The organism is Histidinibacterium lentulum, assembly GCF_003789055.1.
Lineage (GTDB): Bacteria > Pseudomonadota > Alphaproteobacteria > Rhodobacterales > Rhodobacteraceae > Oceanicola > Oceanicola lentulus.
In genome coordinates this window covers 315,573-338,287 of record NZ_ML119081.1, presented here as the reverse complement: position 1 = coordinate 338,287, position 22,715 = coordinate 315,573, and the positions used below count along the sequence as shown (strand labels likewise).

Genomic DNA, 22,715 nt, shown 5'->3' with positions numbered 1-22,715 from the left:
CGGGCGGCGAAGGAGAGGTGGGATGCGGGTGGCGCTTTATCCGGGGACGTTCGACCCCGTCACCTATGGCCATATCGACATCATCCGGCGGGCCTGCCGGTTGGTGGACAGGTTGGTGATCGGCATCGCGATCAACCGGGACAAGGGGCCGCTGTTCACCCTCGAGGAGCGCGTGGCGATGGTCGAGGCGGAAAGCCGCGCGCTCTCGGGAGAGACCGGGACGGAGATCGTCGCCCATCCTTTCGAGAACCTGCTGATCGACTGCGCGTGGGACGTGGGCGCGCAGATCATCGTTCGGGGCCTGCGCGCGGTCGCGGATTTCGAATACGAGTACCAGATGGTCGGCATGAACCGGAAGCTCGATGACAGCATCGAGACGGTGTTCCTCATGGCGGAGGCGGAGCATCAGGCGATCGCCTCGAAACTCGTCAAGGAGATCGCGCGGCTGGGAGGGGATGTCTCGAAATTCGTCAGCCCGCCGGTGGAGGCTCTTCTGGCGGAGAAATACGGCTGAGGCCGATGCTCGGAATGCTTCTCGGGCTGTACCTGCTCTATGCGCTGGCGGCCTCGCTGATGGTGCCTGCGGCGATCTATCCGTTCTTTCCCGACCCCGGGCGGATCGACGGGTTCGAGAGCGTCCGGGTCGAACGGGAGGACGGGAGCGCGCTGGAGCTGCTCGTGACCGAGGGGCCGGAGGGCGCGCCGGCGGTGCTCTATTTCATGGGCAATGCCGGGAGCCTCGCTGCCTTTGCGCCGATCCTCGCGCGGCACCGGGCGGCGGGGCGCAGCGTCGTGGCGATGACCTATCGCGGTGGCGGCGGGACGGAGGGGCGTCCTTCGGAGGCCGGGCTGAAGGCCGATGCCCTGACGGCGCATGACGCCGTGGCGGCCATCCTGCCCGGGCATGGCCCGCTGGTAGTCGAGGGGTATTCGCTGGGCACCGGCCTCGCGCTGCATGTGGCGGCGCGAAGGGAGGTGGACGGGGTGATCCTTGCGGCGCCATACGGGCGGCTTTGCAGGTTGATGACGCGGCGGTCGGGCGTGCCCGCCTGCCTGGTGCCCTGGATCGACAGGTGGCGGTCGGATCGCGATGCGTCGGAGTTGACCGTGCCGGTCCTGATGCTGCACGGCGACGAGGACGTGCTGATCCCGCCCGGCGAAGGCCTGCGCCTGGCCGCGACGCTGCCCGAGGGGGTCGGTCGCTTCGAGCGGCTGGCCGGTGTGGGGCACAACGATCTTACGGCGGCGCGGGATTACTGGCCGACGGTCGAGGGGTTCATCGCCGGACTGGCGCCGTAGCGTCGGGCGGAACAGGGCGCGCTACGCGCCGTTTGCGGAACATGACACGTTTGATGATGCTGCTCTTCGCAGGGGCCGCGCTGGCCCCGGCCGCCGCCCTGACGCAACCCGCGCCCGACGAGATCCGAAATGCCGTCCACGACGGGGGACCTCTGCCCGAGGGGCAATCCGGGCTGACCGTCGTGACGCAGGTGCTGCTGGACCGGGCCGGGATCTCTCCGGGGATCATCGACGGATGGCGGGGACCGATGTCGCGCTCGGCCATCCGGGCGTTCGAGGCGCGCGAGGGTCTGCCCGAGGACGGGCGGCTCGACGCCGAGGTCTGGGCGGCGCTTGGCGGCGACGACCGGGCGCCGGTCCTGCAGGATCATCGGGTGACGGCCGGGGACACCGACGTCCGGGGGATGCCGCTGCCCGAGGACTATGCCGAGCTCGCGGAGCTGGACTGGCTGGGTTACGTCCGGGTCTCCGAGAAGATCGCCGAGGACTATCACATGGCCGAGGACCTGCTGATCGCGCTCAACCCCGGCGCGGATTTCGTGGAGGGAGAGCGGCTGACGGTCGTGGCACCGGGCACTGCCGAGGAGCACGAGGTGGTGCGGGTGGAGGTGCGCAAGGCCGAGGGTCGGCTCGCTGCCTTCGACGAGGCGGGAGACATGGTGGCGAACTATCCCGTCACGGTGGGATCGGACGATCTGCCCTCGCCCTCGGGGACCCACGAGGTGGTCGGGATCGCCATCGAGCCGACCTATGCCTACAGGCCGGACGAGAATTTCCAGCAGGGCGACAACGACGAAGAGCTGACCCTGCCGCCGGGTCCGAACGGCCCGGTGGGAATCGTGTGGATCGATCTGTCGAAACCGACCTACGGCATCCATGGCACGAGCGAGCCCGCCGCGCTGTTTCAGAACCAGAGCCACGGCTGCGTGCGGATGACGAACTGGGATGCGCGGGAGCTGGCGGATATGGTCTCGCCCGGAACCGAGGTCGTGTTCCGGTGAGGGCGCTGGTGCTCTGTTCCGTGCTGGCGGCGGGACCTGTGGCGGCCCAGACGGAGACCGCGCCCGAGACGTCGCCCGCGCCGCCGGTGCGGCCCGCCGAGAGCCTCGCCGAAGAGCGACCGGCGCCGCGGATCACCGGCGAGGAGGAGGTGACGGTCGCGGACCCGCCGGAGATGCCGGACTTTCGCCGTGTCGCCGCGGAGCCCGATGTCTATGCGGAGTGCCTCGCGGCGCTCGATGCGCTCGGCACGGTCTACGGCGAGAGGGAGACGATCGCGGAGCCGGACGACCGCGACTGCGGGATCGTGAACCCGGTGACCGTTTCGCAGATTCTGCCGGGTGTGGCGCTGTCGCCGCCGGGGCCCATGCGCTGCGAGACGGCGCGGGCGCTGGCGGAGTGGACGCGGGACCATGTGCTGCCGGTCACCGGGAGGCTGCCACGGCGCGGCGCTCTCGAAACGCTGGAGACCGGGTCCACCTATGTCTGCAGGCGGCGGAACAATGCGGAGGAGGGCAAGCCGTCGGAGCATTCCTTCGGCAATGCGGTGGACATCATGGGGATGACCTTTGCCGAGGGACCGCCTCTCGATATCCGTCTGAGGGAAGGCGACGGCGACCTCGAGGAGGCGGCGCAGCGGGCGATCCGGGGTGCGGCCTGCATTCACTTCGCCACGGTGCTCGGGCCGGGGACGGATGCCTCGCATGAGGATCACCTGCATCTCGACGTGGTGCAGCGGCGGGGCGATTTCCGGCTGTGTCAGTAGGCCGGACAGGGAAAGGGCCGCGCTCCGGTGTCGGAGGCGGCCCGTTCGATCTGGCAGTCCGTGCCGCGCGGTGCGGGGCAGGTCACCGGCCGTAAACGGCCTGGTAGGCGATCCGGTCGGCGTCGCCGGGATAGAAGCCCAGATCCTCGATCGCGAAGTCGGCAGGCAGGTTCGCGAGTTCGCGGCGGGTGCGGTTGTAAAGGGCGCGCTTCTGAACGGCGCTGAGGAGGGTCGAAAGCATTTGGCTGTCCCTTTCTGACTTTGGCTGTGGCCGTTGCGTTCGACCCGAGATGTAGTGATGCCGCAGTGCAGCGCAATCGACAGTTTGCGCTAACGGCCCTGCATCCGCTGCATGGCTGAACAAGGGGTCCGGTCGAGGCGTTTCCGACGGGTGTGATCCGTTGGAGAGAAAGATGCAACAGCCGCCCGCGACGACGCTTCCCGACGCCACCATTCCGTTCCGGCGCGATCCTTACGGCTATGCGCGCCGGACTGCCGACGCCCTCGGTACCGACGTGTTCCGCACGCGCCTCATGCTCCGCCCCGCGGTCTTCTTTCGCGGGGCGGAGGCGGCGGAGCTCCTTTACGACGAACAGAAGTTCACCCGGGCCGATGCGGTGCCGGGGCGCATCGGGTCGGTTCTGTTCGGAAAGGGCGGGGTGCAGGGGCTCGACGGGGACGCGCACCGGGCGCGCAAGGCGATGCTGATGTCGCTGATGACGCCGCAGCGGATGGAGGCGCTGGCGGGCCGGGTGCGGGAGGGTCTGACCGAGCGGCTTGCGCGGGCGGATGATCTCTGCGTGGGCGAGGTCGCGCGCGACGCGATCGCCGAGGCGGTGCTCCACTGGGCCGGGCTGGGAGACCTGACGGGCGAGGCGGCGGAGAAGAAGGGCCGGGAGATGTCGCGGCTTTTCGGCCATGCGGCCGATGCGGGGCCTGTCCATCTGCGGGCACGGCAGACGCGGCGGCGGCTCGACGCCTGGGCGGCCGAGAGGGTGACGGCACTTCGTGAGGGCCGGGCCGCGGCGCCGGAGGGCAGCGCGCTTGCGGTCACCGCGGCATGGCGCGGACCGGATGGCGAGGTCCTGGTGCCGGAGGTGGCGGGCGTGGAGCTGCTCAACGTCCTGAGGCCCATGGTTGCGGTCGCTCTGTGGGTGGAGTTCCTCGTTCATGCCCTCGCGGTGACCGGGGCGAGACCGGCTACGGAGGGCGAGCGGCGGACTTTCGCCCTGGAGGTGCGGCGGCTTTACCCGTTCTTTCCGGTGCTCGGGGCGCGCACCCGTGGCCCGGTCTCGGTCGGCGGGATGGAGCTGCCGGGCGACAGCCGCGTGCTGCTCGACGTGCCGGGGACGAATACCCATCCGGGCACATGGCGCGATCCGGACCGGTTCGATCCGTCGAGGTTCGAGGGGGCCGAGCCCGGACCCTTCGACATGGTCCCCCAGGGCGGGGGCGATTTCGGGACGGGCCACCGCTGCGCGGGCGAATGGCTGACCGAGCGGTTGATGCTGGCGGCGCTGGAGGTGTTCGCGGATCGCGTCGCCTGGACGGCCGGGACACAGGACCTTGACCTGACGCACGCGGCGGTGCCCCCGAGGGTCAGGGGCGGGATGCGGATCCGTGTCCTCGGGGCCGCTGCCTGAAAACGGGATCGCCCCGGCCTGGGGGCCGGGGCGACCGGGTCATGTGGGCGCGCGGATCAGATGAACCTGGCCATCGCCACCGCGGTGTCGTTCATCCGGTTGGAGAAGCCCCATTCGTTGTCATACCAGGTCAGGATGCGGCACATGGTGCCTTCCATGACCTTGGTCTGGTCGGTGTGGAAGATCGACGAATGGGGGTCGTGGTTGAAATCCATCGACACGAGCTTCTCGTCAGTGAAGCCGAGGATGCCCTTCAACGGACCGTTCGCGGCGGCGCGGATCGCGTCGTTGATCTCTTCCACCGTGGTCTCGCGCTCGGCCTCGAACGTCAGGTCCACGACGGAGACGTTGGGCGTGGGCACCCGGATCGCGACGCCGTCGAGCTTCCCGTTCAGTTCGGGCAGCACGAGGCCCACGGCCTTGGCCGCCCCGGTGGAGGTCGGGATCATCGACATCGCCGCGGCGCGGGCGCGGTAGAGGTCCTTGTGCATCGTGTCGAGCGTGGGCTGATCGCCGGTGTAGCTGTGGATCGTCGTCATGAAGCCGCGCTTGATGCCGATGCTGTCGTTCAGAACCTTGGCGACCGGCGCGAGGCAGTTCGTGGTGCAGGAGGCGTTGGACACGACCAGGTCGTCGGCGGTCAGGCTGCCGTCGTTGACGCCGTAGACGATGGTCTTGTCGGCATCCTTGCCCGGAGCGGAGATCAGCACGCGCTTGGCGCCGGTCTCGAGATGGGCCTGGCAGGCGTCCTTCGAGGTGAAGATGCCGGTGCATTCCATCACCACGTCGACATCGGACCAGGGCAGGTCGGCCGGATTGCGGATGGCGGTCACCCGGATGGGGCCGCGGCCCACGTCGATCGTGTCCTCGGTGGTCTTGACCTCGCCGGGAAAGCGGCCGTGGACGCTGTCGTAGCGGATCAGGTGGGCGTTCGTTTCCACCGGCCCGAGATCGTTGATCGCCACCACCTCGACATCGGTGCGGCCCGACTCGATGATGGCGCGCAGCACGTTGCGGCCGATCCGGCCGAACCCGTTGATTGCGACTTTGACTGCCATGGAATGATCCTCCTGATCGGTGTTGGGGGCGCGCGGTCCCGTCGGGGCCACACACCGCAATCCGCTGCCCTAGTCAACCTGCCGCCGGGCGGGAGGTTCAGTCCGGGTCAGCGCCAGAAGGCGAGCCAGCCGATCAGGGCGAGCAGTTCGCGCCCCAGAAAGATCAGCGCCGCGCCGTCCTGAAGGACGAGATCGGCGGCGACGAGGGCCGCGATGGCGAGAACGATCCAGAAGGTGGGGGAGCGCAGCATGAGCGTTGTGGTGACAGCCGGTGCGCGTCAAGGCAAGTCGCGGCGGGAACCGGAAGGGCGGTTGCGGCGCTGGGGTCGCGGAGGGACCGGCGATGACGGCAGAGACGACGGGGACGCCGACATGGCGAGACGGAGCGGCGCTTGCCGCGCGGCTGCTGATCGCGGCCCTGTTCGCAGGCGGCGCGGTGCAGAAGATCATGGACCCGGCCTCCTCGCAGGAACTTCTGAGCCTGCGGGGCCTGCCCGAGGTGCTGATATGGCCTGCGCTCGTCTTCAGTGCCGGGGCCGCGGGGGCGCTGGTGGCAGGGCGCTTCGTGCCAGCGGCAGCCCTGGCGCTTGCGGGGTATTCCGCGCTCACCAGCGTGTTTCACCTGCAGCCCGATGACCCGTGGCAGATGACGATCTTCGTCAAGAACTGGAGCATCGCGGGCGGATGCCTCGCCCTCTCGGCGCTGGGTCCGGGGCGCTTCCGGGTCTGAGACGCGGCCGGTTCGGCGGCGGGGCAGGGCGGTGGGTTGGAAACCCACCCTACGCCTTGTGTCAGCGTTTGCGCCACCGTTGCCGCCGGACCTGTGCCCTAGCCGAGGAGCGCGCGGACCCTGACGGCGGTGGCCTCGGCGGTGATGCCGAACTCGCGGTAGAGAACGTCCTCGGGCGCGGAGGCGCCGAAGCTCGACATGCCCACGAAATCCGCCTTCTGCTCGCGGCCGCGCTCGCCCGTCAGCCAGCGGTCCCAGGGCTGGCGAACGCCGGCCTCGATGGCCACGCGCACCGCCGAGCCGCCGGGCAGGACCCGCCGGCGGTAGGCCTCGTCGGCTTCGGCGAAGAGTTCCATCGACGGCATGGAGACAACGCGTGTGCCGATGCCCTCCGCCTCGAGGAGATCGCGTGCGGCCATGGCCACGGCAACCTCGGAGCCCGTCGCCATCAGCACCGCCTTGCGCGGCCCGGTGGCGTCGGCGAGGACATAGGCCCCCTGGGCCGAGAGGTTCTTCGACTTGTGATCGGTGCGCAGGGTCGGAAGTCCCTGCCGGGAGAGCGCGAGAACGGTGGGCCCGTCCGTGCGGTTCAGCGCGATCTCCCAAGCCTCGGCCACCTCCACCGCGTCGGCGGGGCGCAGCACGACCATGTTGGGTGTCGCGCGCAGCATGGCCAGATGCTCGACCGGCTGGTGGGTCGGGCCGTCCTCGCCGAGGCCGATGCTGTCATGGGTCAGGACGTAGACCACGGGCGCGCCCATGATCGCCGAGAGCCGCATGGAGGCGCGGGCATAGTCCGAGAAGACGAGGAAGGTGCCGCCGTAGGGCCGCACGCCGCCATGGAGCGCCATCCCGTTCATCGCGGCGGCCATTCCGTGCTCGCGGATGCCGTAGTAGACATAGCGCCCGGTGCGGTCCTCGGGCGAGAAGACGCCGAGACCCTCGGTCAGGGTGTTGTTGGAGCCGGTGAGATCGGCCGAGCCGCCGACGGTCTGGGGCAGAACGGGGTTTATCACCTCGAGCGCCTTCTGGGATGCGGCACGGGTCGCGAGCTTCGGGGCCGCCTCCGAGGTGTCCTTCTTCAGCTTGCGGATCGCCGAGGCGAGTTTCGCCGGCATCTCGGGGGAGAAGGCCGCGTCGAGCTTCTTTCGCTTCGCCTCGGACAGGGCCGCAAGACGCGAATCCCAGTCCGCACGCGCCGCGCGGCCGCGCTCTGCGGTGGCCTCCCAGAGCGCCTTGATCTCCCCGGGGATCTCGAAGGGGCCGTGCGGCCAGCCATAGGCCTCCTTGGCGGCCTGGAGCTGATCCGCGTCGGTCAGCGCGCCGTGACCCTTGGCGGTGTCCTGGGCGGCGTGGCCGAGCGCGATATGTGTCTTGCAGGCGATCATCGAGGGCCGCGGATCGGCCTGGGCGGCGCGGATCGCCTCGGCGATCGCGTCGGGGTCGTGACCGTCGATGGCCTGGACGTGCCAGCCCGAGGCGGCGAAGCGCGCCTGCTGGTCGGTGGTGTCGGCGAGCGAGACCTTGCCGTCGATGGTGATGCCGTTGTCGTCGAAGAACACGACGAGCCGCGAGAGCTGCTGGCGGCCGGCCAGCGCGATGGCCTCGTGGCTGATGCCCTCCATCAGGCAGCCGTCGCCGGCGAAGACCCAGGTCCAGTGGTCGACGACCTTGTCGCCGAAGCGCGCGCGGAGCATCTCCTCGGCCATGGCGAAGCCGACGGAATTCGCGAGGCCCTGGCCCAGCGGCCCGGTGGTGGTCTCGATCCCCTCGGCGTGGCCGTACTCGGGATGGCCCGCGGTGCGGGAGCCCCACTGCCGGAAGTTGCGGATCTCCTCGAGCGTCATCTGCTCGTAACCCGTCAGATGCAGCAGCGAATAAAGCAGCATCGAGCCGTGGCCGTTCGACAGGATCACGCGGTCCCGGTCGGGCCAGTTCGGCGCGGACGGGTCGAATTTCAGGAAATGGCGGTAGAGGACCGTGGCGATATCGGCCATGCCCATGGGCATCCCGGAATGGCCGGAATTGGCGGCGGCCACCGCGTCGAGGGTCAGGGCACGGATGGCGGTGGCCATCGACCAGTGTTCGGCATGCGCATCGCTGCGGGCGGCGATCTCCACGGGGCTCTTCCTTTTTGGCGGTCGAAGGGTCGCCCGCGTCTTAGCAGCGCGGGGCGCAAGTTCAAGCATGGCTGCCAAGTGCTTGGCACCATTGAGCTCGGGCCATTTGCCGGTCCGGATGGGATGGCTTACGCTCCAGTTCCGAGCGCCCGATTCGAGGCTGGGCGCGAAAAGCGGGCAGGCCGCGGAACCGCGACGGGCAGACCAAAGACACCGGCGGCGGACGGCGCAGGGCACGAGGAACGGGCGTATGGACGACATCGCAGAGCTGGAAGGCCGCATCACCCGCGCGCTCGACAGGATCAGGGCAGGGGTGGAGAGCATGGCGACGCCGCCGGCGGCCCCGCCCGCGGAGGCGCCGGACGTTCCTGCGCTGGATGCCGAGGCCGTGGCCGCAGCGGAAGCCGCGCGCGAGGAGCTGGAACAGCGTCTCGAGGAGGAAAAGCGCGCCAGCGCCGCTCTCGAGGCGCGCGTGGCGCGGCTCAAGGAGCGGCAGGACGAGAAGATCGCCGGGCTGGAGGAGGCGCTCCGGGAGGGGCGCGGCCGTCTCGCCTCGCTGGGCGAAGAGATGGAGCGGATCAAGCAGCTGAACGCCGAGCTGCGCGCGGTGGCGGCCAGCCTGCGAGAGGCGATGGCCCGGGACGTGGCCGAGGCGCATCTGGTCAACAAGGCCATGCTGGCGGAGATCGACAGCCTCAAGGCCCTGCGCGAGACGGAAGTTGCGGAGATCGACGCGGTGATCGCGGAGCTTCGACCGCTGGCCCGGGAGGGAGCATGATGCCCCAGGTGGAGATCACGATCGGCGGGCGCTCCTTCGAAGTGGCGTGCCAGGAGGGCGAGGAGGCGTTCCTTCACGCGGCCGCCGGGATGCTGGATCACGAGGCCTCGGCCCTCGCCTCCCAGATCGGGCGGCTGTCGGAGTCGCGGATGCTTCTGATGGCCGGGCTGATGCTCGCCGACAAGACCGCCGGGCTCGAGGACCGCCTGAAGGCGGCGGAGCGGCTCGCCGCCGACCTGCGCGGGCAGGTCCAGTCGCTGGAAACCCGGGCCGTGCCGGAGCCCGAGCGGGTCGAGGTTCCCGTCGTGCCGCAGGAGGTCACCGAGACCCTGGCCGAGCTTGCCGCCCGGGCAGAATCGCTGGCGGACGAGATCGAGGAGCGCGCCGCAGGCTGACCGCCCGTGCAGAGGGCAGGCTGGATCGGCTCCCGTCCAGCCTGCAGGTCTTCCGCAGTATCAGGCGTTGGCTTCGCGGATCTTCTCGGCGGCGTCCTTCGAATAGGCGATGTTCTTCGCCTCGAAGAGCTGGTCGAGTTCTCCCGACAGCGTCATCTCGGTGACGATGTCGCAGCCGCCCACGAATTCGCCCTTCACATAGAGCTGGGGGATCGTGGGCCAGTCGGAGTAGTCCTTGATTCCCTGGCGGATCGCCTCGTCGGCGAGGACGTTCACATCGGCGAACTCCACGCCCATGTAGTTCAGCACACCGGCCACGCGGCTGGAAAAGCCGCATTGCGGCATGGTCTTCGTGCCCTTCATGAAGAGCACGACGTCATTCGAGGTGACGGTGTCCCGAATCCGGTCTTCGGCGGTGGCGGTGGTCAAGGTGTCTCTCCGTTCTGTACCCGGGGCTCTGGCCCGGTGCGGTCCATGTCTGACGAGCGGTCTTCCGTCTCTTCGTCTGCGGGCGGTTCGTAGCCCGGAGCGGTCTCGTCGATCGGAAAGTTCGCCCGCGCGTTCCCCGAGGGGCCGTGGCGTACCCAGCGCCGGTATTCCATGCGGGCGGCCTGGGTGAAGACCGCGGCGAAGGGCAGGAGGAGTATGAGCGGCAGTAACTTGATCGCGTACCTCTCAATCCGGTTCGTTGGTGTGTCAGTCGGGCGCCCGCGTGGTGAGCGCCAGCGCGTGGAGGTCGCCGTTCGAGCCGTCCATCTTGCCCTTGAGGGCGGCATAGACCGCGCGCTGCTGCTGAACGCGGTTCAGGCCGCGAAAGCTCTCGTCGACGACCTGGGCGGCGAAATGGGCGCCGTCATCGCCTTCGACGGTGATCTGCGCCTCGGGGAAGCTCTCGCGCAGGAGCGCCTCGATCTCATGGGCGGTTATGGGCATCGGAACCTCATGTCTGAGCCGAAAAGGTAGAGACTGCGCGCCCGCCTCGCAAGGGGAGGTGCTATCCGAGAGCGCTCTCGAAGGCGGAGAGATAGAGCCGCGACAGCTCGGTCATCGGGGCGGAACTGGGCCCGACCCTGAGGTCGTCGCCGGTGAACCGACCGACCGAGGTCAGGGACACACCCGCCCGCCCGGCCCGGATCATCAGATACTCGGCCTGGTCGAAATTGCAGGCGATGAGGTAGCGCCCCTGGTCCTCGCCGAAGAGGGTGGGCGTGTCGGCGGCATCGAGCACGATCCCGCAGCCGCCGGCATGGGCCATCTCGAAGGCCGCGAGCATCAGCCCCCCGTCCGACAGGTCGGTGCAGGCGCGGACATGCCGGGCATTGTCGCGGATGAAGCGGCCGTTGCGGGCCTCGGCCTCGAGATCGACGGGGGGCGCGTCGCCTTCCTCGCGGCCGAAGACCTCGGCGAGCAGCGCCGACTGGCCCAGATGACCGCGGGTCTCGCCCAGGAGAAGGGCGACATGGCCCTCGCGCGCGGTGCCGTCGATGACGGTCTCCCCGACGTCGATCAGGCCCACGGCGCCGATGGTGGGCGTCGGCAGGATCGCCTGGCCGTCGGTCTCGTTGTAGAGCGACACGTTGCCGGACACGATGGGCATGTCGAGCGCGCGGCAGGCGGCGCCGATCCCTTCGATGGCCCCGACGAACTGACCCATGATCGCGGGCTTCTCGGGGTTGCCGAAGTTGAGATTGTCGGTCGCGGCCAGAGGCCGCGCCCCGGTGGCGCAGAGATTGCGGAACGCCTCGGCCACGGCCTGCTTGCCGCCCTCGACCGGGTTCGCGGCGACGTAGCGGGGGGTCACGTCGGAGGTGAAGGCGAGCAGCTTTTCCGTCCCGTGGACGCGCAGGAGCGCCGCGCCGTAGCCCGGGCCGCGGCGCGTGTCGCCCATCACCTGGCTGTCGTACTGTTCCCAGACCCATCGTTTGGACGCATGGTTCGGATTGCCGATCAGGACCTTGAGCGCATCCACGGGATCGAGCCCGGGAATGTCGGGGGTCTCTCCGGCGGGGGGCGCCGGCTCCCAGGGGCGGTCGTATTCGGGGGCGGCACCGGAGAGGGCGCGCAGCGGCAGGTCGGCCCGGGTCTCACCCTTGTGGAGGATCAGAAAGCGGTCCTCGGGGATGGTCTCGCCCACCACGGCGAAATCGAGGTCCCATTTCTCGAACACCGCGCGGGCCTCGGCCTCCTTCGTCGGATCGAGAACCATGAGCATCCGCTCCTGGCTTTCCGACAGCATCATCTCGTAGGCGGTCATGCCCTCCTCGCGGCAGGGGACGGCGTCCAGATCGAGGCGGATGCCGAGGCCGCCCTTGTCGCCCATCTCGACAGCGGAGCAGGTGAGGCCCGCGGCGCCCATGTCCTGGATCGAGATGACGGCGCCGGTTTCCATCAGCTCGAGACAGGCCTCCATCAGGCGCTTTTCGGTGAAGGGATCGCCGACCTGCACGGTGGGGCGTTTTTCCTCGATGGTCTCGTCGAACTCGGCGGAGGCCATGGTGGCGCCGCCGACTCCGTCGCGGCCCGTCTTGGCGCCGAGATAGACCACCGGCCGCCCCACGCCGGAAGCGGCGGAATAGAAGATGGCGTCGGCCCGGGCGATGCCGGCGGCGAAGGCGTTCACGAGGCAGTTGCCGTTGTAGGAGGGATGAAACCGCACCTCGCCGCCCACGGTGGGCACGCCGAAGGCATTGCCGTAGCCGCCGATCCCCTCGACCACGCCGTGAACCAGCGTCCGGGTGCGCGGATGGTCGGGCGCGCCGAAGCTGAGGCTGTTCATCGCCGCCACGGGCCGCGCGCCCATGGTGAAGACATCGCGGAGGATGCCGCCGACGCCCGTGGCCGCACCTTGCGTGGGTTCGATGTAGGAGGGGTGGTTGTGGCTCTCCATCTTGAAGACAAGCGCGAGCCCGTCGCCGATGTCGACGACGCCCGCGTTCTCGCCGGGGCCGCAGATCACCTGAGGACCCTCCGTGGGGAGGGTGCGGAGCCATTTCTTCGAGGATTTGTAGGAACAGTGCTCGTTCCACATGGCCGAGAAGATGCCGAGTTCGGTGAAGGTCGGCGGCCGGTTCAGGAGCCGCAGGATCTCGGCGTATTCCTCGGGCTTCAGCCCGTGGGTCGCGATCAGCTCTTCGGTGATCTCGGGGTCGGTCATGCGCGTCGGTCCGGCTGCCAAGGGTCCGCCTCGTCTATGTCAGGCCCGCGGGCGGAGCAATGGCGGCGCCCGTTTCCCGCCGCGTTCCACCTGACGTAAGGACATGCGACTGGAGGTCCCGATATCGTCATCCCCGCCGGCCGATTATGCGTCCGAGGACTTCGTGGAATGCTCGACCCGTTCGCTCACGGACAGGAGCTCGCCATCGGCCATTGGCGATGGGACCTGCGCGGGGGCGAGGTCGCGTGGTCGCCGGAAATCATCGAGATCTACGGTCTCGTTGGACTGGAGCCGTCCGAAGGGCCGGGACGGGCCGGTCTGGCCGCGGGGGTCTTCGAGATAAAAAAAGCCGGGCATGAAGCCCGGCTAAGTCCAACAGGGAGGTATGAAGGAGGCAAGACCTTGCCGCCTGCAAGTGACGAAATAAGCGGCAGGTTCTGAACGATCAAGTTCATTGCTGCTTACGCAGGCACAAAGCCGCCATGCGTTGCGGTCATGCCTCACGGAAGGGAAGGCTCAGGCGACCTCCTTGTCGCGCAGTTTCCGGCGGTGGGCGATGATCTCCTCCTGCACGAAATCGCGGAAGGCGGCAACGCGCTTGGATTGTCGCAGCTCTTCCGGATAGGCAAGGAAAACAGGCACTTCGGCGCTTTCCACATCGGGAAGGACGCGCACCAGCTCCGGGAAATCCTCGACCACATAGTCGGGCAGGACACCGACTCCGAGATGGTTCTTCACCGCCTGAAGCACGCCGAAATAGTTGTTGACGGTCAGCAGGCTGGGCAGATCGTAGCTGAGGAGGTGCTGGGTCAGCGAGGCGGAGGCCGAGACCTGCGCCGAGTTGGGATTCTGGCAGACCAGCCGCAGGTTGCGGAGGTCCGAGAGCTCTTTGACGGGCGGCATGGAGGCGAGGTAGTCCCGGCTTGCGAAGAGCCGCATGTGGACGCTCATCAGCCGCTTGCGGATCAGATCGGCCTGGGACGGCTCCTTCATGCGGATCGCCACATCGGCCTCGCGCATGGGCAGGTCGAGCACGCGCTCCTCGAGCATGAGGTCGATCTTCAACTCGGGATAGGTCTCATAAAGCTTCACGAGGCGGGGCGCGAGCCAGAGCGTGCCGAACCCGATGGTCGTGGTTACGCGGAGTTCGCCGAAGACCTCCTCCTCGCTGTCGCGGATGCGCGCGGAGGCGGCTTCGAGCCGCTTGTTCATGGACTTGGTGGCGTCGAACAGCAGTTCGCCCTGCTCGGTCAGGATCAGCCCGCGGGCGTGTCGGTGGAACAGGGTGGTGTTCAGGCTTTCCTCGAGGGCGCGAATCTGGCGGCTGACGGCAGACTGGCTGAGGTGCAGCCGGTCGCCCGCCGCGGTCAGGCTGCCCGCGTCCGCCACGGCGTGAAAGATCCTCAGCTTGTCCCAGTCCATGTCGTTCCCCCGTGCGCGCGGTCCCTTGTTAGCGCCTGACATGGGGATCAGGCAAATCCGATGCGAGTCGCGACGTCACCAAAGAGGAGTCTTTGCTCTTTCTGTGGGCCAATTGCCCGGCTATCACTACGGCCACAGTCATCCTTCGAAACGGAAGCCATGGACGACCGTCACGTCGCTCGGGATATCTCCTACGCTCCGTCCGCCACCACACGGGGCGGCAGGCTGGTCATCCGGGTGATGGAGAACGTCACCGGGCGGCTGTCGCTGATCGGGCTCGCCATGGGCTATGACCGCGAGGTCGCGCAGGGCCGTGATTTCTGGCAGGTGATCTGCGATCGCTACGGCATAACCGTCGAGGTGATGGGCGGCAGCCTCGAGAGCATCCCGCGCGAGGGGCCGCTGGTGGTGGTGGCAAACCATCCCTACGGCGTTCTGGACGGGCTCATCATGGGGCGCATCCTGAGCGAACGCCGCGGTGGGGATTTCCGGGTGCTGGCGCATCACATCTTCCGCCGCGCTCCGGATCTCGAACGGGTGATCCTGCCCATCAGTTTCGACGACACCAAGGAGGCCGCGCGCCAGAACCTCGAGACCCGGGCGGAGGCGCTGCGGTATCTGGGCCAGGGCGGCGCCATCGGGATCTTTCCGGGCGGCACGGTGTCGACCGCCGGAAAGCCCTTCGCGCAGCCCATGGACCCGGGCTGGCGCACCTTCACCGCCAAGATGATCGCGCGGTCCGAGGCCACCGTCGTGCCGATCTTCTTCGAGGGGGCCAACAGCCGCCTGTTCCAGATCGCGAGCCATGTGCATTCGACCATCCGCATGGGCATGCTGATCCGCGAATTCCGCAGACGGACGGGAACGCCCTGCCGGGTCGTAGTCGGGGAGCCGATGCCGCGGGCGGAGATCGACGCCCTGCGCGGGGATCCCAGGGCGATGATGACGCATCTGCGTCGCGCCACCTACGCGCTCTCGCCAAAGCCCATCTCCTCTGACAATCTGGGCGTCGAGTTCGAGGACAAATACAAGGCCCGCCCAAAGGGCCGTCAGAGGGGCACGAGGCAAGATGGCAGTGGGGATCTTCGATAGCGGGCTTGGCGGGCTGACCGTGCACGACGCGGTGGCGAGGCGGTTGCCGGACGTGCCGCTGGTCTATTACGGCGACAACGCGCACGCGCCCTATGGCGTGCGGGACAGCGACGACATCTTCGAGCTGACGACGCGGGGCGTGGCGCGGCTGTTCGAGGCGGGCTGCGATCTGGTGATCCTCGCCTGCAACACCGCCTCCGCGGCGGCCCTGCGGCGGATGCAGGAAAGCTGGGTGCCGAAGGACAAGCGCGTGCTCGGCGTCTTCGTACCGCTGATCGAGGCGCTTACGGAACGGCAGTGGGGCGACAATTCCCCGCCGCGCGAGGTGGCGGTCAAGCATGTGGCGCTGTTCGCGACGCCCGCCACGGTCTCGAGCCGCGCCTTCCAGAGGGAACTCGCGTTCCGGGCCATCGGCGTCGACGTCGAGGCGCAGGCCTGCGGCGGCGTGGTGGATGCGATCGAGGAGGGGGACATGATCCTCGCCGAGGCGCTGGTGCGGTCCCATGTGGATGCGCTGAAGCGCAAGATGCCGTCCCCGGACGCCGCGGTTCTGGGCTGCACGCACTATCCGCTGATGGCCGATGTGTTTCAGGACGCTCTCGGACCGAAGGTCATGGTGTTCAGCCAGGCCAATCTCGTTGCCGAAAGCCTTGCCGACTACCTCGGGCGACGGCCGGAAATGCTGGGCAGCGGCACCGGGCACGCCTTCCTGACCACGGGCGACCCGAAGAAGGTGTCGGCCCGCGCTACCCAGTTCCTGAGGCGCAAGGTCAGTTTCGAGGCGGCCTGACGGGGTGGCTCAGGCCGGGCCGAACCAGGCGTCGAGGCGCGGCACCAGGGCGTCCCAGAGGATCGGCGCCCCGCGCCGTACCTTGTCCCCAACACGCGTTTCGAGCTGGGCGCGGGTGACGGAATACTCCGTCCACGTCCCGCCGCCGGTGGCGAGATTGGCCAGCACGGGCTGCACGCGGTCGATGGACCTGGCAAAGACCGCGTCCACGCTCCGGGCGGCCTCGAACTCGTCCCAGATCGCGCGGAGCGCGGCGTCCTGGGGGGAGGGAAGCAGGCCATAGAGCCGTTCGGCGGCGCGGAGTTCCGCCTCTTCCTGTGCCGCGGGGTCGTGGTTGCCGTGGATGGGCGCATCGCCGGCGTCGATCTCGACGAGGTCGTGCAGGAGCAGCATCCGCACGGCCCGGGCAGGATCGGGCGGGTCGACCGCATGCTCTCCCAGCGTGAGGGCGAAGAGAGCGAGGTGCCAGGAATGCTCGGCCGAGGTCTCGCGGCGGGTGCCGTCGAAGATGGTGGTGCCGCGTAGGACCGATTTCAGCCGGTCCGCCTCGGCGAGGAACCTCAAGCGCGCGCCGAGAGGGTCGGGCGCGGGCCTGCCGCGGCCCGAAAGCAGCGCCGCGAGATGGGCGTGAAGCTCCGGCCAGTCGTCCGCCAGCGCGGCGGCGGGACCGATGTCGAGGGCCGTCGTCAGCGCCTCAAGCTCGGGGCGGGCGAGCGGCCCCGCGCCGATCTGCTGCATCAGGTCCTGGGCAAGCGCGATGCGCCGGAGAGCGCGGGCCTCGGCAGTGGCGGCGGCCGAGGCCTCCTGCCGGAGGGACTCGAGCGTGGCAGCCTGATCGGGAGGCAGCAGGGCGATGGTCTCGACGGCGAGATCCGCGACGAGGCAGAGCGCGATGAGCCGGTCCGGCGCCCCATCGGCGGGACCGGCACAAAGCAGCGCCCAGAGGGCGCGGTGCCAGGCCCGTTCGGCAAGGTTCTCGCGGCGGCTGCCATCCATCAGGACGGCTTCGCCGGTCGCGGTCTTCAGCCGGTCCGCGGCGACGAGGAAGGCGAGGTGACGGTCAAGTCTTTCGGTCATGGCCTGCAAGCTGCACCAGCAGCAGGCGGAGGCCAAGCCCGATCGCGGCGATCACCGCGGCGGCGCCGAGCGGTGTGAGCCCGGTATCGCATGTCGGCGTCGGTCCCGCCACCACGGCGATGGCGAGACCTGCGACGAAGAGGGCGAAGAAGGAGCGTTTGAGCCGCCTCGAGCGCGGCCCCGGGCCGGCGCGGACCGTCGGAACGGTGAAAAGGAGGAAGAGCGCGAAAAGCAGGGCCAGGGCCGACAGATCCGCGAGCTGGAACCGCTGCGGCGGCCAGAGCGCAAAATCCGACCCGGCGGCGCCGATGGCGCATCGGTTCGACCGGAAGACGAGCGCCGCGAAGATCGCCAGAGCGAAGCCCGCCGCCTGCATGACGGCGAGGGCGAGGCGCCGCCCGGGGCCGGGTCGGGGGTAGTGGGCCATGGCGAGCCAACGTCGGAGCCGGGCGGAGAGGTTCCTTCCGCGGCGGTCAGAACTCCGATCGCATCCGGCGCGCGGCCGGAGGCTCCACTCCGGGGGCCAGCATGTCGTCGAAAAGGTCCCGCCTCGGGAAGCCGTCCCATGGGTAAAGACCGTGGCAGGCGTTGAGAAAGGCTTCCACGAGGCCGGGCTCGGTCACCGAGTCCGGGACGGTCACGCCGGGACGGGGGAGCGTGTCGTAGCCGATGACGCTCCAGTGACCCTCGACGAAGGGTGCCACGGGCACGCGGAGGGCGGCGACGACCTCCTCCCGCGCGATCCGGCGCGGAGCGGTGTCGCGCGACAGGGTCAGCAGGATGTCGACATGGTCCACCGACGGCGGGGCCGCGACCTGCGCGAGGGCATGGTTGCCGTCGAGAAGCGGGACGAGAAAGAGGTCGGCCTCCTCGGGCGCGGTCACGAGGACACCTCAGTCATCGCCGCCGGGCGAGGTCGGAACCGGCGGGTCGGTGCGGCTCTCCGCTTCGGCGAGCCTGCTCTCCAGGAGCCGTTCCGCGCGGGTCACGGCGAGGCGGACCCTCACGGCGGTCAGATAGGCCTCTTCCGTGGTGGGCGAAGAGGCGCCGATGGCTTTCGCGATCTCGACGTAGAGACGGTCGTCCCCCAGCCGCTCCATGGCCTCGATGGTCTCGCGGGCGAGCTTGTCCGCCAGGTCCTCGGTGATGCCCATCTGCTTCCGTCTCCTTGGTCGGCCACCGTCCCCGCCGCGGCGGCAGGAGCCGCAACAGGCTTGGCGCCCGCGCAAGGGCGAGCCCGCACCGAGGCGGCGCAGCCGGGCCTAGCGCGTGGTTTCCGTCAGACGCCGGCGCACATAGCCGCTGACATGGTCGATCATGGTCTCCATGTGCGGATCCTCGAAGAAGTGGCCGGCGCCGCTGATCTCCTCGTGGGTGATGGTGATGCCCTTCTGCTCGTGCAGCTTGCCCACCAGCGTCTTGGTGTCCTGGGGCGGCGCCACGCGGTCGGCGGTGCCGTTGATCACGAGGCCCGACGAGGGGCAGGGCGCGAGGAAGGAGAAGTCGTACATGTTCGCGGGCGGCGAGACCGACACGAAGCCCGTGATCTCCGGCCGGCGCATCAGGAGCTGCATCCCGATCCAGGCGCCGAAGGAGAAGCCCGCGACCCAGCAATGCTTCGAATTCTGGTTCATCGACTGCAGGTAGTCGAGCGCGGAGGCGGCATCGCTGAGTTCGCCCACGCCCTGGTCGTATTCGCCCTGGCTCCGGCCCACGCCGCGGAAGTTGAACCGCAGCACGGTGAAGCCGATCTTGTGGAAGGCGTAATGCAGGTTGTAGACGACGCGGTTGTTCATCGTGCCGCCGAACTGCGGATGAGGATGCAGGATGATCGCGATGGGCGCATCGCGGACCGGCTGCGGATGATAGCGGCCTTCGAGACGGCCCTCGGGGCCGGGAAAGATCACCTCGGGCATGGTTTGTCTTCTTTCGTCCCTCGGCTCTTCGTCGGGCGCGCCGGCGATCGTTGACGCAATCGCTCGGATACCTTAGAAGAATTCTAAACTGCGAAGTCCCGGGATCGGGGCTTGTGGGGAGGTAGCGATGCGGGCAGGCGGCGTCAATGCCGCGCCGCGAGGCGCTGGCCTGCCGCGAGGTCGCGCGTCGAGGAGGGAGGGGACGGATGAAGCTGAGCACCAAGGGACGCTATGCGATGGTCGCTCTGGTCGATCTCGCCCTCCAGCCGGCGGGCGCGCTGACGTCGCTGGGCGCCGTCGCGCAGCGGCAGGACGTGTCGCTGCCCTATCTCGAGCAGCTCTTCGTGAAGCTCAGGCGCGCAGGCCTCGTGGAGAGCGTGCGGGGACCGGGCGGCGGATACCGGCTGGCGAAACCCGCCTCGGAGATCCGGGTGTCCGACATCCTCGGCGCGGTCGACGAGACGGTGAGCGCCATGCACAAGGGCGCCGGCGCCAGTGGAGGGCTGTCGGGATCGCGGGCGCAATCGCTGACCAACCGCCTGTGGGAGGGCCTTTCGGCCAACGTCTATGTCTTCCTTCACCAGACGCGCCTGTCGGACGTGGTGGGCAACACGCTTGCCCCGTGTCCGGCGGTCCCGTCGCTTTTCGAGGTGGTGGATGAGGCGTCCTGATCCGGTTTCGCCGCGGTTCTGCCGCGTCGACCCGCTGGGGAGGCGCTGCCTCGCCAGACCCCACCGGGATACCTCCGGCCAGAAGAGCGGGGGGCGGACGACGGGGTCTCGGGGCGTGGCTCTGCCGTCCTGCCGGGGCGGTTCGGCATGAGCGGGCGGGTCTATCTCGACTGGAACGCCACAGCACCGCTGCGGCCCGAGGCGCGGTCGGCCATGGCCGAGGCGATGGACGTCCTGGGCAATCCGAGTTCGGTCCATGCCGAGGGGCGGGCCGCGCGGGGGTTGATCGAGCGAGCGCGGGCGACGGTCGCCGACGCGGTGGGATGCACGCCCGCCGAGGTGGTGTTCACCTCCGGGGCCACGGAGGCGGCCTCCGTTCTCGGGCGCCTGCCGGAGCAGCAGGACGTGCTGGTGGACGGGACCGCGCATGACGCCCTGTGGGCCCATGCCCGGATCGAGGCCTCGTCCGAGCGGCCACAGGGGCCGGGACATGTGCTCGCGATGGGGCTCGCGAATTCGGAGACCGGGATCGTGACCGGGCCGCCGGAGAAGGTGGCGGGGCAATGGCCCTTCGGCCCCGAGGTGCGGGCGGACAGGCTGCTGCTGGATGTGACCCAGGCCGTTGGACGCATCCCGTTTTCCTTTGCCTGGTCGGGAGCGGATGTTGCGGTGCTGTCGGCGCACAAGTTCGGCGGGCCGAAGGGCGTGGGCGCACTGATCCTGCGCGACGGGCTCGACATCAGGGCGCTCCTGAAGGGCGGTGGGCAGGAGATGGGGCGCCGGTCGGGCACCGAGAACATCATAGGGATCGCGGGGATGGCGGCCGCGGCCGAAGCGGCTCTGCGCGATCTGGCGGAGGGTGTCTGGGACCGGGTGGCGCAACTTAGAAATATTCTAGAAAAGACCATTGCTGAATCCAGTCCGGAGACTATTTTTGTCGGGAAAGAGCTCAGGCGGCTGCCCAACACCAGCCTGATGGTCACGCCGGGCTGGAAAGGCGAGACCCAGGTGATGGCGATGGACCTTGCCGGGTTCGCCGTCAGCGCGGGGAGCGCCTGCTCGAGCGGAAAGGTGCGCGAGAACCGGGTGCTCGCCGCCATGGGTTTTGCCCCGGAGGAAGCGGCCGGCGCCCTGCGGGTGTCGCTGGGACCGACGACGACGGAAGACGAGGTTCTGCGCTTCGCCGAAGCCTGGACCGCACAGAGAGCCAAGCGCCGCGCCCGCGCGGCCTGACCGAGGAAGGACGTCGGATGACTGTACTGGACAATCTGCAGGGTCTTCAGCCGCAGGACGTCAAGGAAGGCGTCGACGCGGACACCGTGGAAGCGGTCTCGAGGCTGGCCGGCAAGTACAAGTACGGCTGGAACACCGATATCGAGATGGACTACGCGCCGAAGGGCCTGTCCGAGGATATCGTGCGGTTGATCTCTTCGAAGAACGACGAGCCCGAGTGGATGACCGAGTGGCGTCTGCAGGCCTATCGCCGCTGGCTGAAGATGGAAGAGCCCGACTGGGCGATGGTCGAGTATCCGCAGATCGACTTTCAGGACCAGTATTACTACGCGCGGCCGAAGTCCTTCGAGAACAAGCCGAAATCGCTGGACGAGGTCGACCCGAAGCTGCTCGAGACCTACAAGAAGCTGGGCATCCCGCTGAAGGAGCAGGCGATCCTCGCCGGGGTGGAGGGCGCGGGCGACGTGGCGACGCCCGAGGACAATTCCGAACGCAAGGTCGCGGTGGATGCGGTGTTCGACAGCGTCAGCGTGGGGACGACCTTCCAGAAGGAGCTGAAGAAGGCCGGCGTCATCTTCTGCTCGATCTCCGAGGCGATCCGGGAGCATCCCGAGCTCGTCAGGAAGTATCTCGGCTCGGTCGTGCCGCAGGGCGACAACTTCTACGCTGCGCTCAATTCCGCGGTCTTCTCGGACGGCTCCTTCGTCTACGTCCCGCCTGGCGTGCGCTGCCCGATGGAGCTGTCGACCTATTTCCGCATCAATGCAGAGAACACCGGCCAGTTCGAGCGGACGCTGATCATCTGCGATCGCGAGGCCTATGTCTCCTACCTCGAAGGCTGCACTGCGCCGCAGCGCGACACCGCGCAACTTCACGCCGCGGTCGTGGAAATCGTGGTGCTCGAGGATGCGGAGGTAAAGTATTCCACCGTCCAGAACTGGTTTCCCGGCGACGAGGAAGGCCGCGGCGGCATCTACAATTTCGTCACCAAGCGCGCGGATTGCCGCGAGGACCGCGCCAAGGTGATGTGGACGCAGGTGGAGACCGGATCGGCGGTGACCTGGAAGTACCCTTCCTGCATCCTGCGGGGCGACGACAGCCAGGGCGAGTTCTACTCCATCGCGATCACCAACAACATGCAGCAGGCCGACACCGGCACCAAGATGGTGCACCTGGGCAAGCGCACGAAGAGCCGGATCGTGTCGAAGGGGATCAGCGCGGGCCGCGCGCAGAACACCTATCGCGGCCTCGTCTCGATGCATCCGAAGGCCGAGCACAGCCGCAACTACACCCAGTGCGACAGCCTGCTGATCGGGGACAAGTGCGGCGCGCACACGGTCCCCTATATCGAGGTGAAGAACAACACGAGCCGGGTCGAGCATGAGGCGACCACCTCCAAGGTGGATGACGATCAGATGTTCTACTGCCTCTCGCGCGGGATCGGAGAGGAGGAGGCCGTGGCGCTCATCGTCAACGGCTTCGCCAAAGAGGTTCTGCAGGCCCTGCCCATGGAGTTCGCCATGGAGGCGCAGCAGCTCGTGGCGATCAGCCTCGAAGGTTCCGTCGGCTGAC

27 protein-coding genes are annotated in these 22,715 nt (G+C 68.6%); 14 read left to right on the top strand and 13 right to left on the bottom strand.

The window, feature by feature from the left end:
* Positions 1-22: 22 nt before the first annotated feature.
* The 4 genes from coaD to EAT49_RS01670 are packed head-to-tail and all read left to right on the top strand — an operon-like array spanning position 23 to position 3,064.
* The gene (gene coaD, locus EAT49_RS01685) at positions 23-514 is read left to right on the top strand and encodes a pantetheine-phosphate adenylyltransferase (RefSeq protein ID WP_123640541.1); all 492 of its coding nucleotides are present in this window, start codon (positions 23-25) and stop codon (positions 512-514) included.
* A gap of 14 nt (positions 515-528) precedes the next feature.
* On the top strand, positions 529-1,299 hold the full coding sequence (locus EAT49_RS01680) for an alpha/beta hydrolase (RefSeq protein ID WP_123640540.1): 771 nt from the start codon (positions 529-531) through the stop codon (positions 1,297-1,299).
* 53 nt (positions 1,300-1,352) lie between these two features.
* Positions 1,353-2,300, top strand: a complete 948-nt coding sequence (locus EAT49_RS01675) for a L,D-transpeptidase family protein (RefSeq protein WP_123640806.1) — start codon at positions 1,353-1,355, stop codon at positions 2,298-2,300.
* Positions 2,297-3,064, top strand: coding sequence for an extensin-like domain-containing protein (locus EAT49_RS01670; protein ID WP_123640539.1), 768 nt, complete (start codon positions 2,297-2,299; stop codon positions 3,062-3,064). Before EAT49_RS01675 ends, EAT49_RS01670 begins: the two co-directional genes overlap by 4 nt.
* 82 nt (positions 3,065-3,146) lie before the next feature.
* On the opposite strand, the gene EAT49_RS21030 is transcribed toward EAT49_RS01670, so the two are convergent.
* Positions 3,147-3,305, bottom strand: a complete 159-nt coding sequence (locus EAT49_RS21030; RefSeq protein WP_185020607.1) for a DUF1127 domain-containing protein — start codon at positions 3,303-3,305, stop codon at positions 3,147-3,149.
* A 172-nt stretch (positions 3,306-3,477) separates the two neighbouring features.
* Between EAT49_RS21030 and EAT49_RS01665 the strand changes: the two genes are divergently transcribed.
* Positions 3,478-4,707 (top strand): cytochrome P450, encoded by a 1,230-nt coding sequence (locus EAT49_RS01665; RefSeq protein WP_123640538.1) that lies wholly within the window; start codon positions 3,478-3,480, stop codon positions 4,705-4,707.
* A gap of 56 nt (positions 4,708-4,763) precedes the next feature.
* Here the strand turns inward: EAT49_RS01665 and gap are convergent, their stop codons facing one another.
* Positions 4,764-5,765, bottom strand: a complete 1,002-nt coding sequence (gene gap / locus EAT49_RS01660; protein WP_123640537.1) for a type I glyceraldehyde-3-phosphate dehydrogenase — start codon at positions 5,763-5,765, stop codon at positions 4,764-4,766.
* Between the two features lie 107 nt (positions 5,766-5,872).
* Positions 5,873-6,016: a hypothetical protein gene (locus tag EAT49_RS21025; RefSeq protein WP_185020606.1), complete on the bottom strand. Its 144-nt coding sequence runs from the start codon at positions 6,014-6,016 to the stop codon at positions 5,873-5,875.
* 92 nt (positions 6,017-6,108) lie between these two features.
* Between EAT49_RS21025 and EAT49_RS01655 the strand changes: the two genes are divergently transcribed.
* A complete protein-coding gene (locus EAT49_RS01655) occupies positions 6,109-6,495 on the top strand; it encodes a DoxX family protein (protein ID WP_123640536.1) in 387 nt (128 codons plus the stop codon).
* A 98-nt stretch (positions 6,496-6,593) separates the two neighbouring features.
* Here the strand turns inward: EAT49_RS01655 and tkt are convergent, their stop codons facing one another.
* Entirely contained in the window at positions 6,594-8,615 is a 2,022-nt protein-coding gene (gene tkt, locus EAT49_RS01650; RefSeq protein ID WP_123640535.1) for a transketolase, read from the bottom strand.
* A gap of 250 nt (positions 8,616-8,865) precedes the next feature.
* Between tkt and EAT49_RS01645 the strand changes: the two genes are divergently transcribed.
* Both EAT49_RS01645 and EAT49_RS01640 read left to right on the top strand, forming a co-directional pair.
* Positions 8,866-9,393, top strand: a complete 528-nt coding sequence (locus tag EAT49_RS01645; protein WP_123640534.1) for a hypothetical protein — start codon at positions 8,866-8,868, stop codon at positions 9,391-9,393.
* The gene (locus EAT49_RS01640) at positions 9,393-9,788 is read left to right on the top strand and encodes a cell division protein ZapA (protein WP_123640805.1); all 396 of its coding nucleotides are present in this window, start codon (positions 9,393-9,395) and stop codon (positions 9,786-9,788) included. The genes EAT49_RS01645 and EAT49_RS01640 overlap by 1 nt, the downstream gene beginning before the upstream one ends.
* A gap of 60 nt (positions 9,789-9,848) precedes the next feature.
* On the opposite strand, the gene grxD is transcribed toward EAT49_RS01640, so the two are convergent.
* From grxD to purL, 3 genes are all read right to left on the bottom strand, one after another.
* The gene (gene grxD / locus EAT49_RS01635; protein WP_123640533.1) at positions 9,849-10,217 is read right to left on the bottom strand and encodes a Grx4 family monothiol glutaredoxin; all 369 of its coding nucleotides are present in this window, start codon (positions 10,215-10,217) and stop codon (positions 9,849-9,851) included.
* Between the two features lie 267 nt (positions 10,218-10,484).
* Positions 10,485-10,721, bottom strand: a complete 237-nt coding sequence (locus EAT49_RS01630; RefSeq protein ID WP_123640532.1) for a BolA/IbaG family iron-sulfur metabolism protein — start codon at positions 10,719-10,721, stop codon at positions 10,485-10,487.
* A gap of 61 nt (positions 10,722-10,782) precedes the next feature.
* Entirely contained in the window at positions 10,783-12,942 is a 2,160-nt protein-coding gene (purL, locus tag EAT49_RS01625) for a phosphoribosylformylglycinamidine synthase subunit PurL (RefSeq protein WP_123640531.1), read from the bottom strand.
* Between the two features lie 168 nt (positions 12,943-13,110).
* Here purL and EAT49_RS01620 point away from each other — a divergent pair, with 168 nt between their 5' ends.
* Positions 13,111-13,383 carry a hypothetical protein gene (locus EAT49_RS01620; RefSeq protein ID WP_123640530.1) on the top strand — a complete coding sequence of 91 codons (273 nt, stop codon included), beginning with the start codon at positions 13,111-13,113 and terminating at the stop codon, positions 13,381-13,383.
* A 75-nt stretch (positions 13,384-13,458) separates the two neighbouring features.
* Here EAT49_RS01620 and EAT49_RS01615 read toward each other — a convergent pair whose 3' ends face one another.
* On the bottom strand, positions 13,459-14,364 hold the full coding sequence (locus EAT49_RS01615; protein ID WP_123640529.1) for a LysR family transcriptional regulator: 906 nt from the start codon (positions 14,362-14,364) through the stop codon (positions 13,459-13,461).
* A 159-nt stretch (positions 14,365-14,523) separates the two neighbouring features.
* Here EAT49_RS01615 and EAT49_RS01610 point away from each other — a divergent pair, with 159 nt between their 5' ends.
* Together EAT49_RS01610 and EAT49_RS01605 are read left to right on the top strand one after the other, a co-directional pair.
* Complete coding sequence (locus tag EAT49_RS01610) at positions 14,524-15,456, top strand: lysophospholipid acyltransferase family protein (RefSeq protein WP_123640528.1); 933 nt, start codon at positions 14,524-14,526, stop codon at positions 15,454-15,456.
* On the top strand, positions 15,434-16,246 hold the full coding sequence (locus tag EAT49_RS01605; RefSeq protein WP_123640527.1) for a glutamate racemase: 813 nt from the start codon (positions 15,434-15,436) through the stop codon (positions 16,244-16,246). The genes EAT49_RS01610 and EAT49_RS01605 overlap by 23 nt, the downstream gene beginning before the upstream one ends.
* Before the next feature lie 9 nt (positions 16,247-16,255).
* On the opposite strand, the gene EAT49_RS01600 is transcribed toward EAT49_RS01605, so the two are convergent.
* The 5 genes from EAT49_RS01600 to EAT49_RS01580 form a co-directional block, all read right to left on the bottom strand.
* Positions 16,256-17,323 (bottom strand): HD domain-containing protein, encoded by a 1,068-nt coding sequence (locus EAT49_RS01600; RefSeq protein WP_123640526.1) that lies wholly within the window; start codon positions 17,321-17,323, stop codon positions 16,256-16,258.
* The gene (locus EAT49_RS01595) at positions 17,307-17,750 is read right to left on the bottom strand and encodes a hypothetical protein (RefSeq protein ID WP_123640525.1); all 444 of its coding nucleotides are present in this window, start codon (positions 17,748-17,750) and stop codon (positions 17,307-17,309) included. Before EAT49_RS01595 ends, EAT49_RS01600 begins: the two co-directional genes overlap by 17 nt.
* Positions 17,751-17,796: 46 nt before the next feature.
* Positions 17,797-18,207, bottom strand: a complete 411-nt coding sequence (locus EAT49_RS01590; RefSeq protein WP_123640524.1) for a hypothetical protein — start codon at positions 18,205-18,207, stop codon at positions 17,797-17,799.
* Between the two features lie 9 nt (positions 18,208-18,216).
* Complete coding sequence (locus tag EAT49_RS01585) at positions 18,217-18,477, bottom strand: hypothetical protein (RefSeq protein ID WP_123640523.1); 261 nt, start codon at positions 18,475-18,477, stop codon at positions 18,217-18,219.
* 108 nt (positions 18,478-18,585) lie between these two features.
* Positions 18,586-19,239, bottom strand: a complete 654-nt coding sequence (locus EAT49_RS01580) for an alpha/beta hydrolase (RefSeq protein ID WP_123640522.1) — start codon at positions 19,237-19,239, stop codon at positions 18,586-18,588.
* Between the two features lie 206 nt (positions 19,240-19,445).
* Between EAT49_RS01580 and iscR the strand changes: the two genes are divergently transcribed.
* The 3 genes from iscR (at position 19,446) to sufB (ending at position 22,714) form a co-directional block, all read left to right on the top strand.
* A complete protein-coding gene (gene iscR / locus EAT49_RS01575) occupies positions 19,446-19,910 on the top strand; it encodes a Fe-S cluster assembly transcriptional regulator IscR (protein ID WP_123640521.1) in 465 nt (154 codons plus the stop codon).
* Between the two features lie 147 nt (positions 19,911-20,057).
* Entirely contained in the window at positions 20,058-21,143 is a 1,086-nt protein-coding gene (locus EAT49_RS01570; RefSeq protein WP_123640520.1) for a cysteine desulfurase family protein, read from the top strand.
* Between the two features lie 17 nt (positions 21,144-21,160).
* Positions 21,161-22,714: a Fe-S cluster assembly protein SufB gene (gene sufB / locus EAT49_RS01565; RefSeq protein ID WP_123640519.1), complete on the top strand. Its 1,554-nt coding sequence runs from the start codon at positions 21,161-21,163 to the stop codon at positions 22,712-22,714.
* Position 22,715 lies beyond the last annotated feature (1 nt).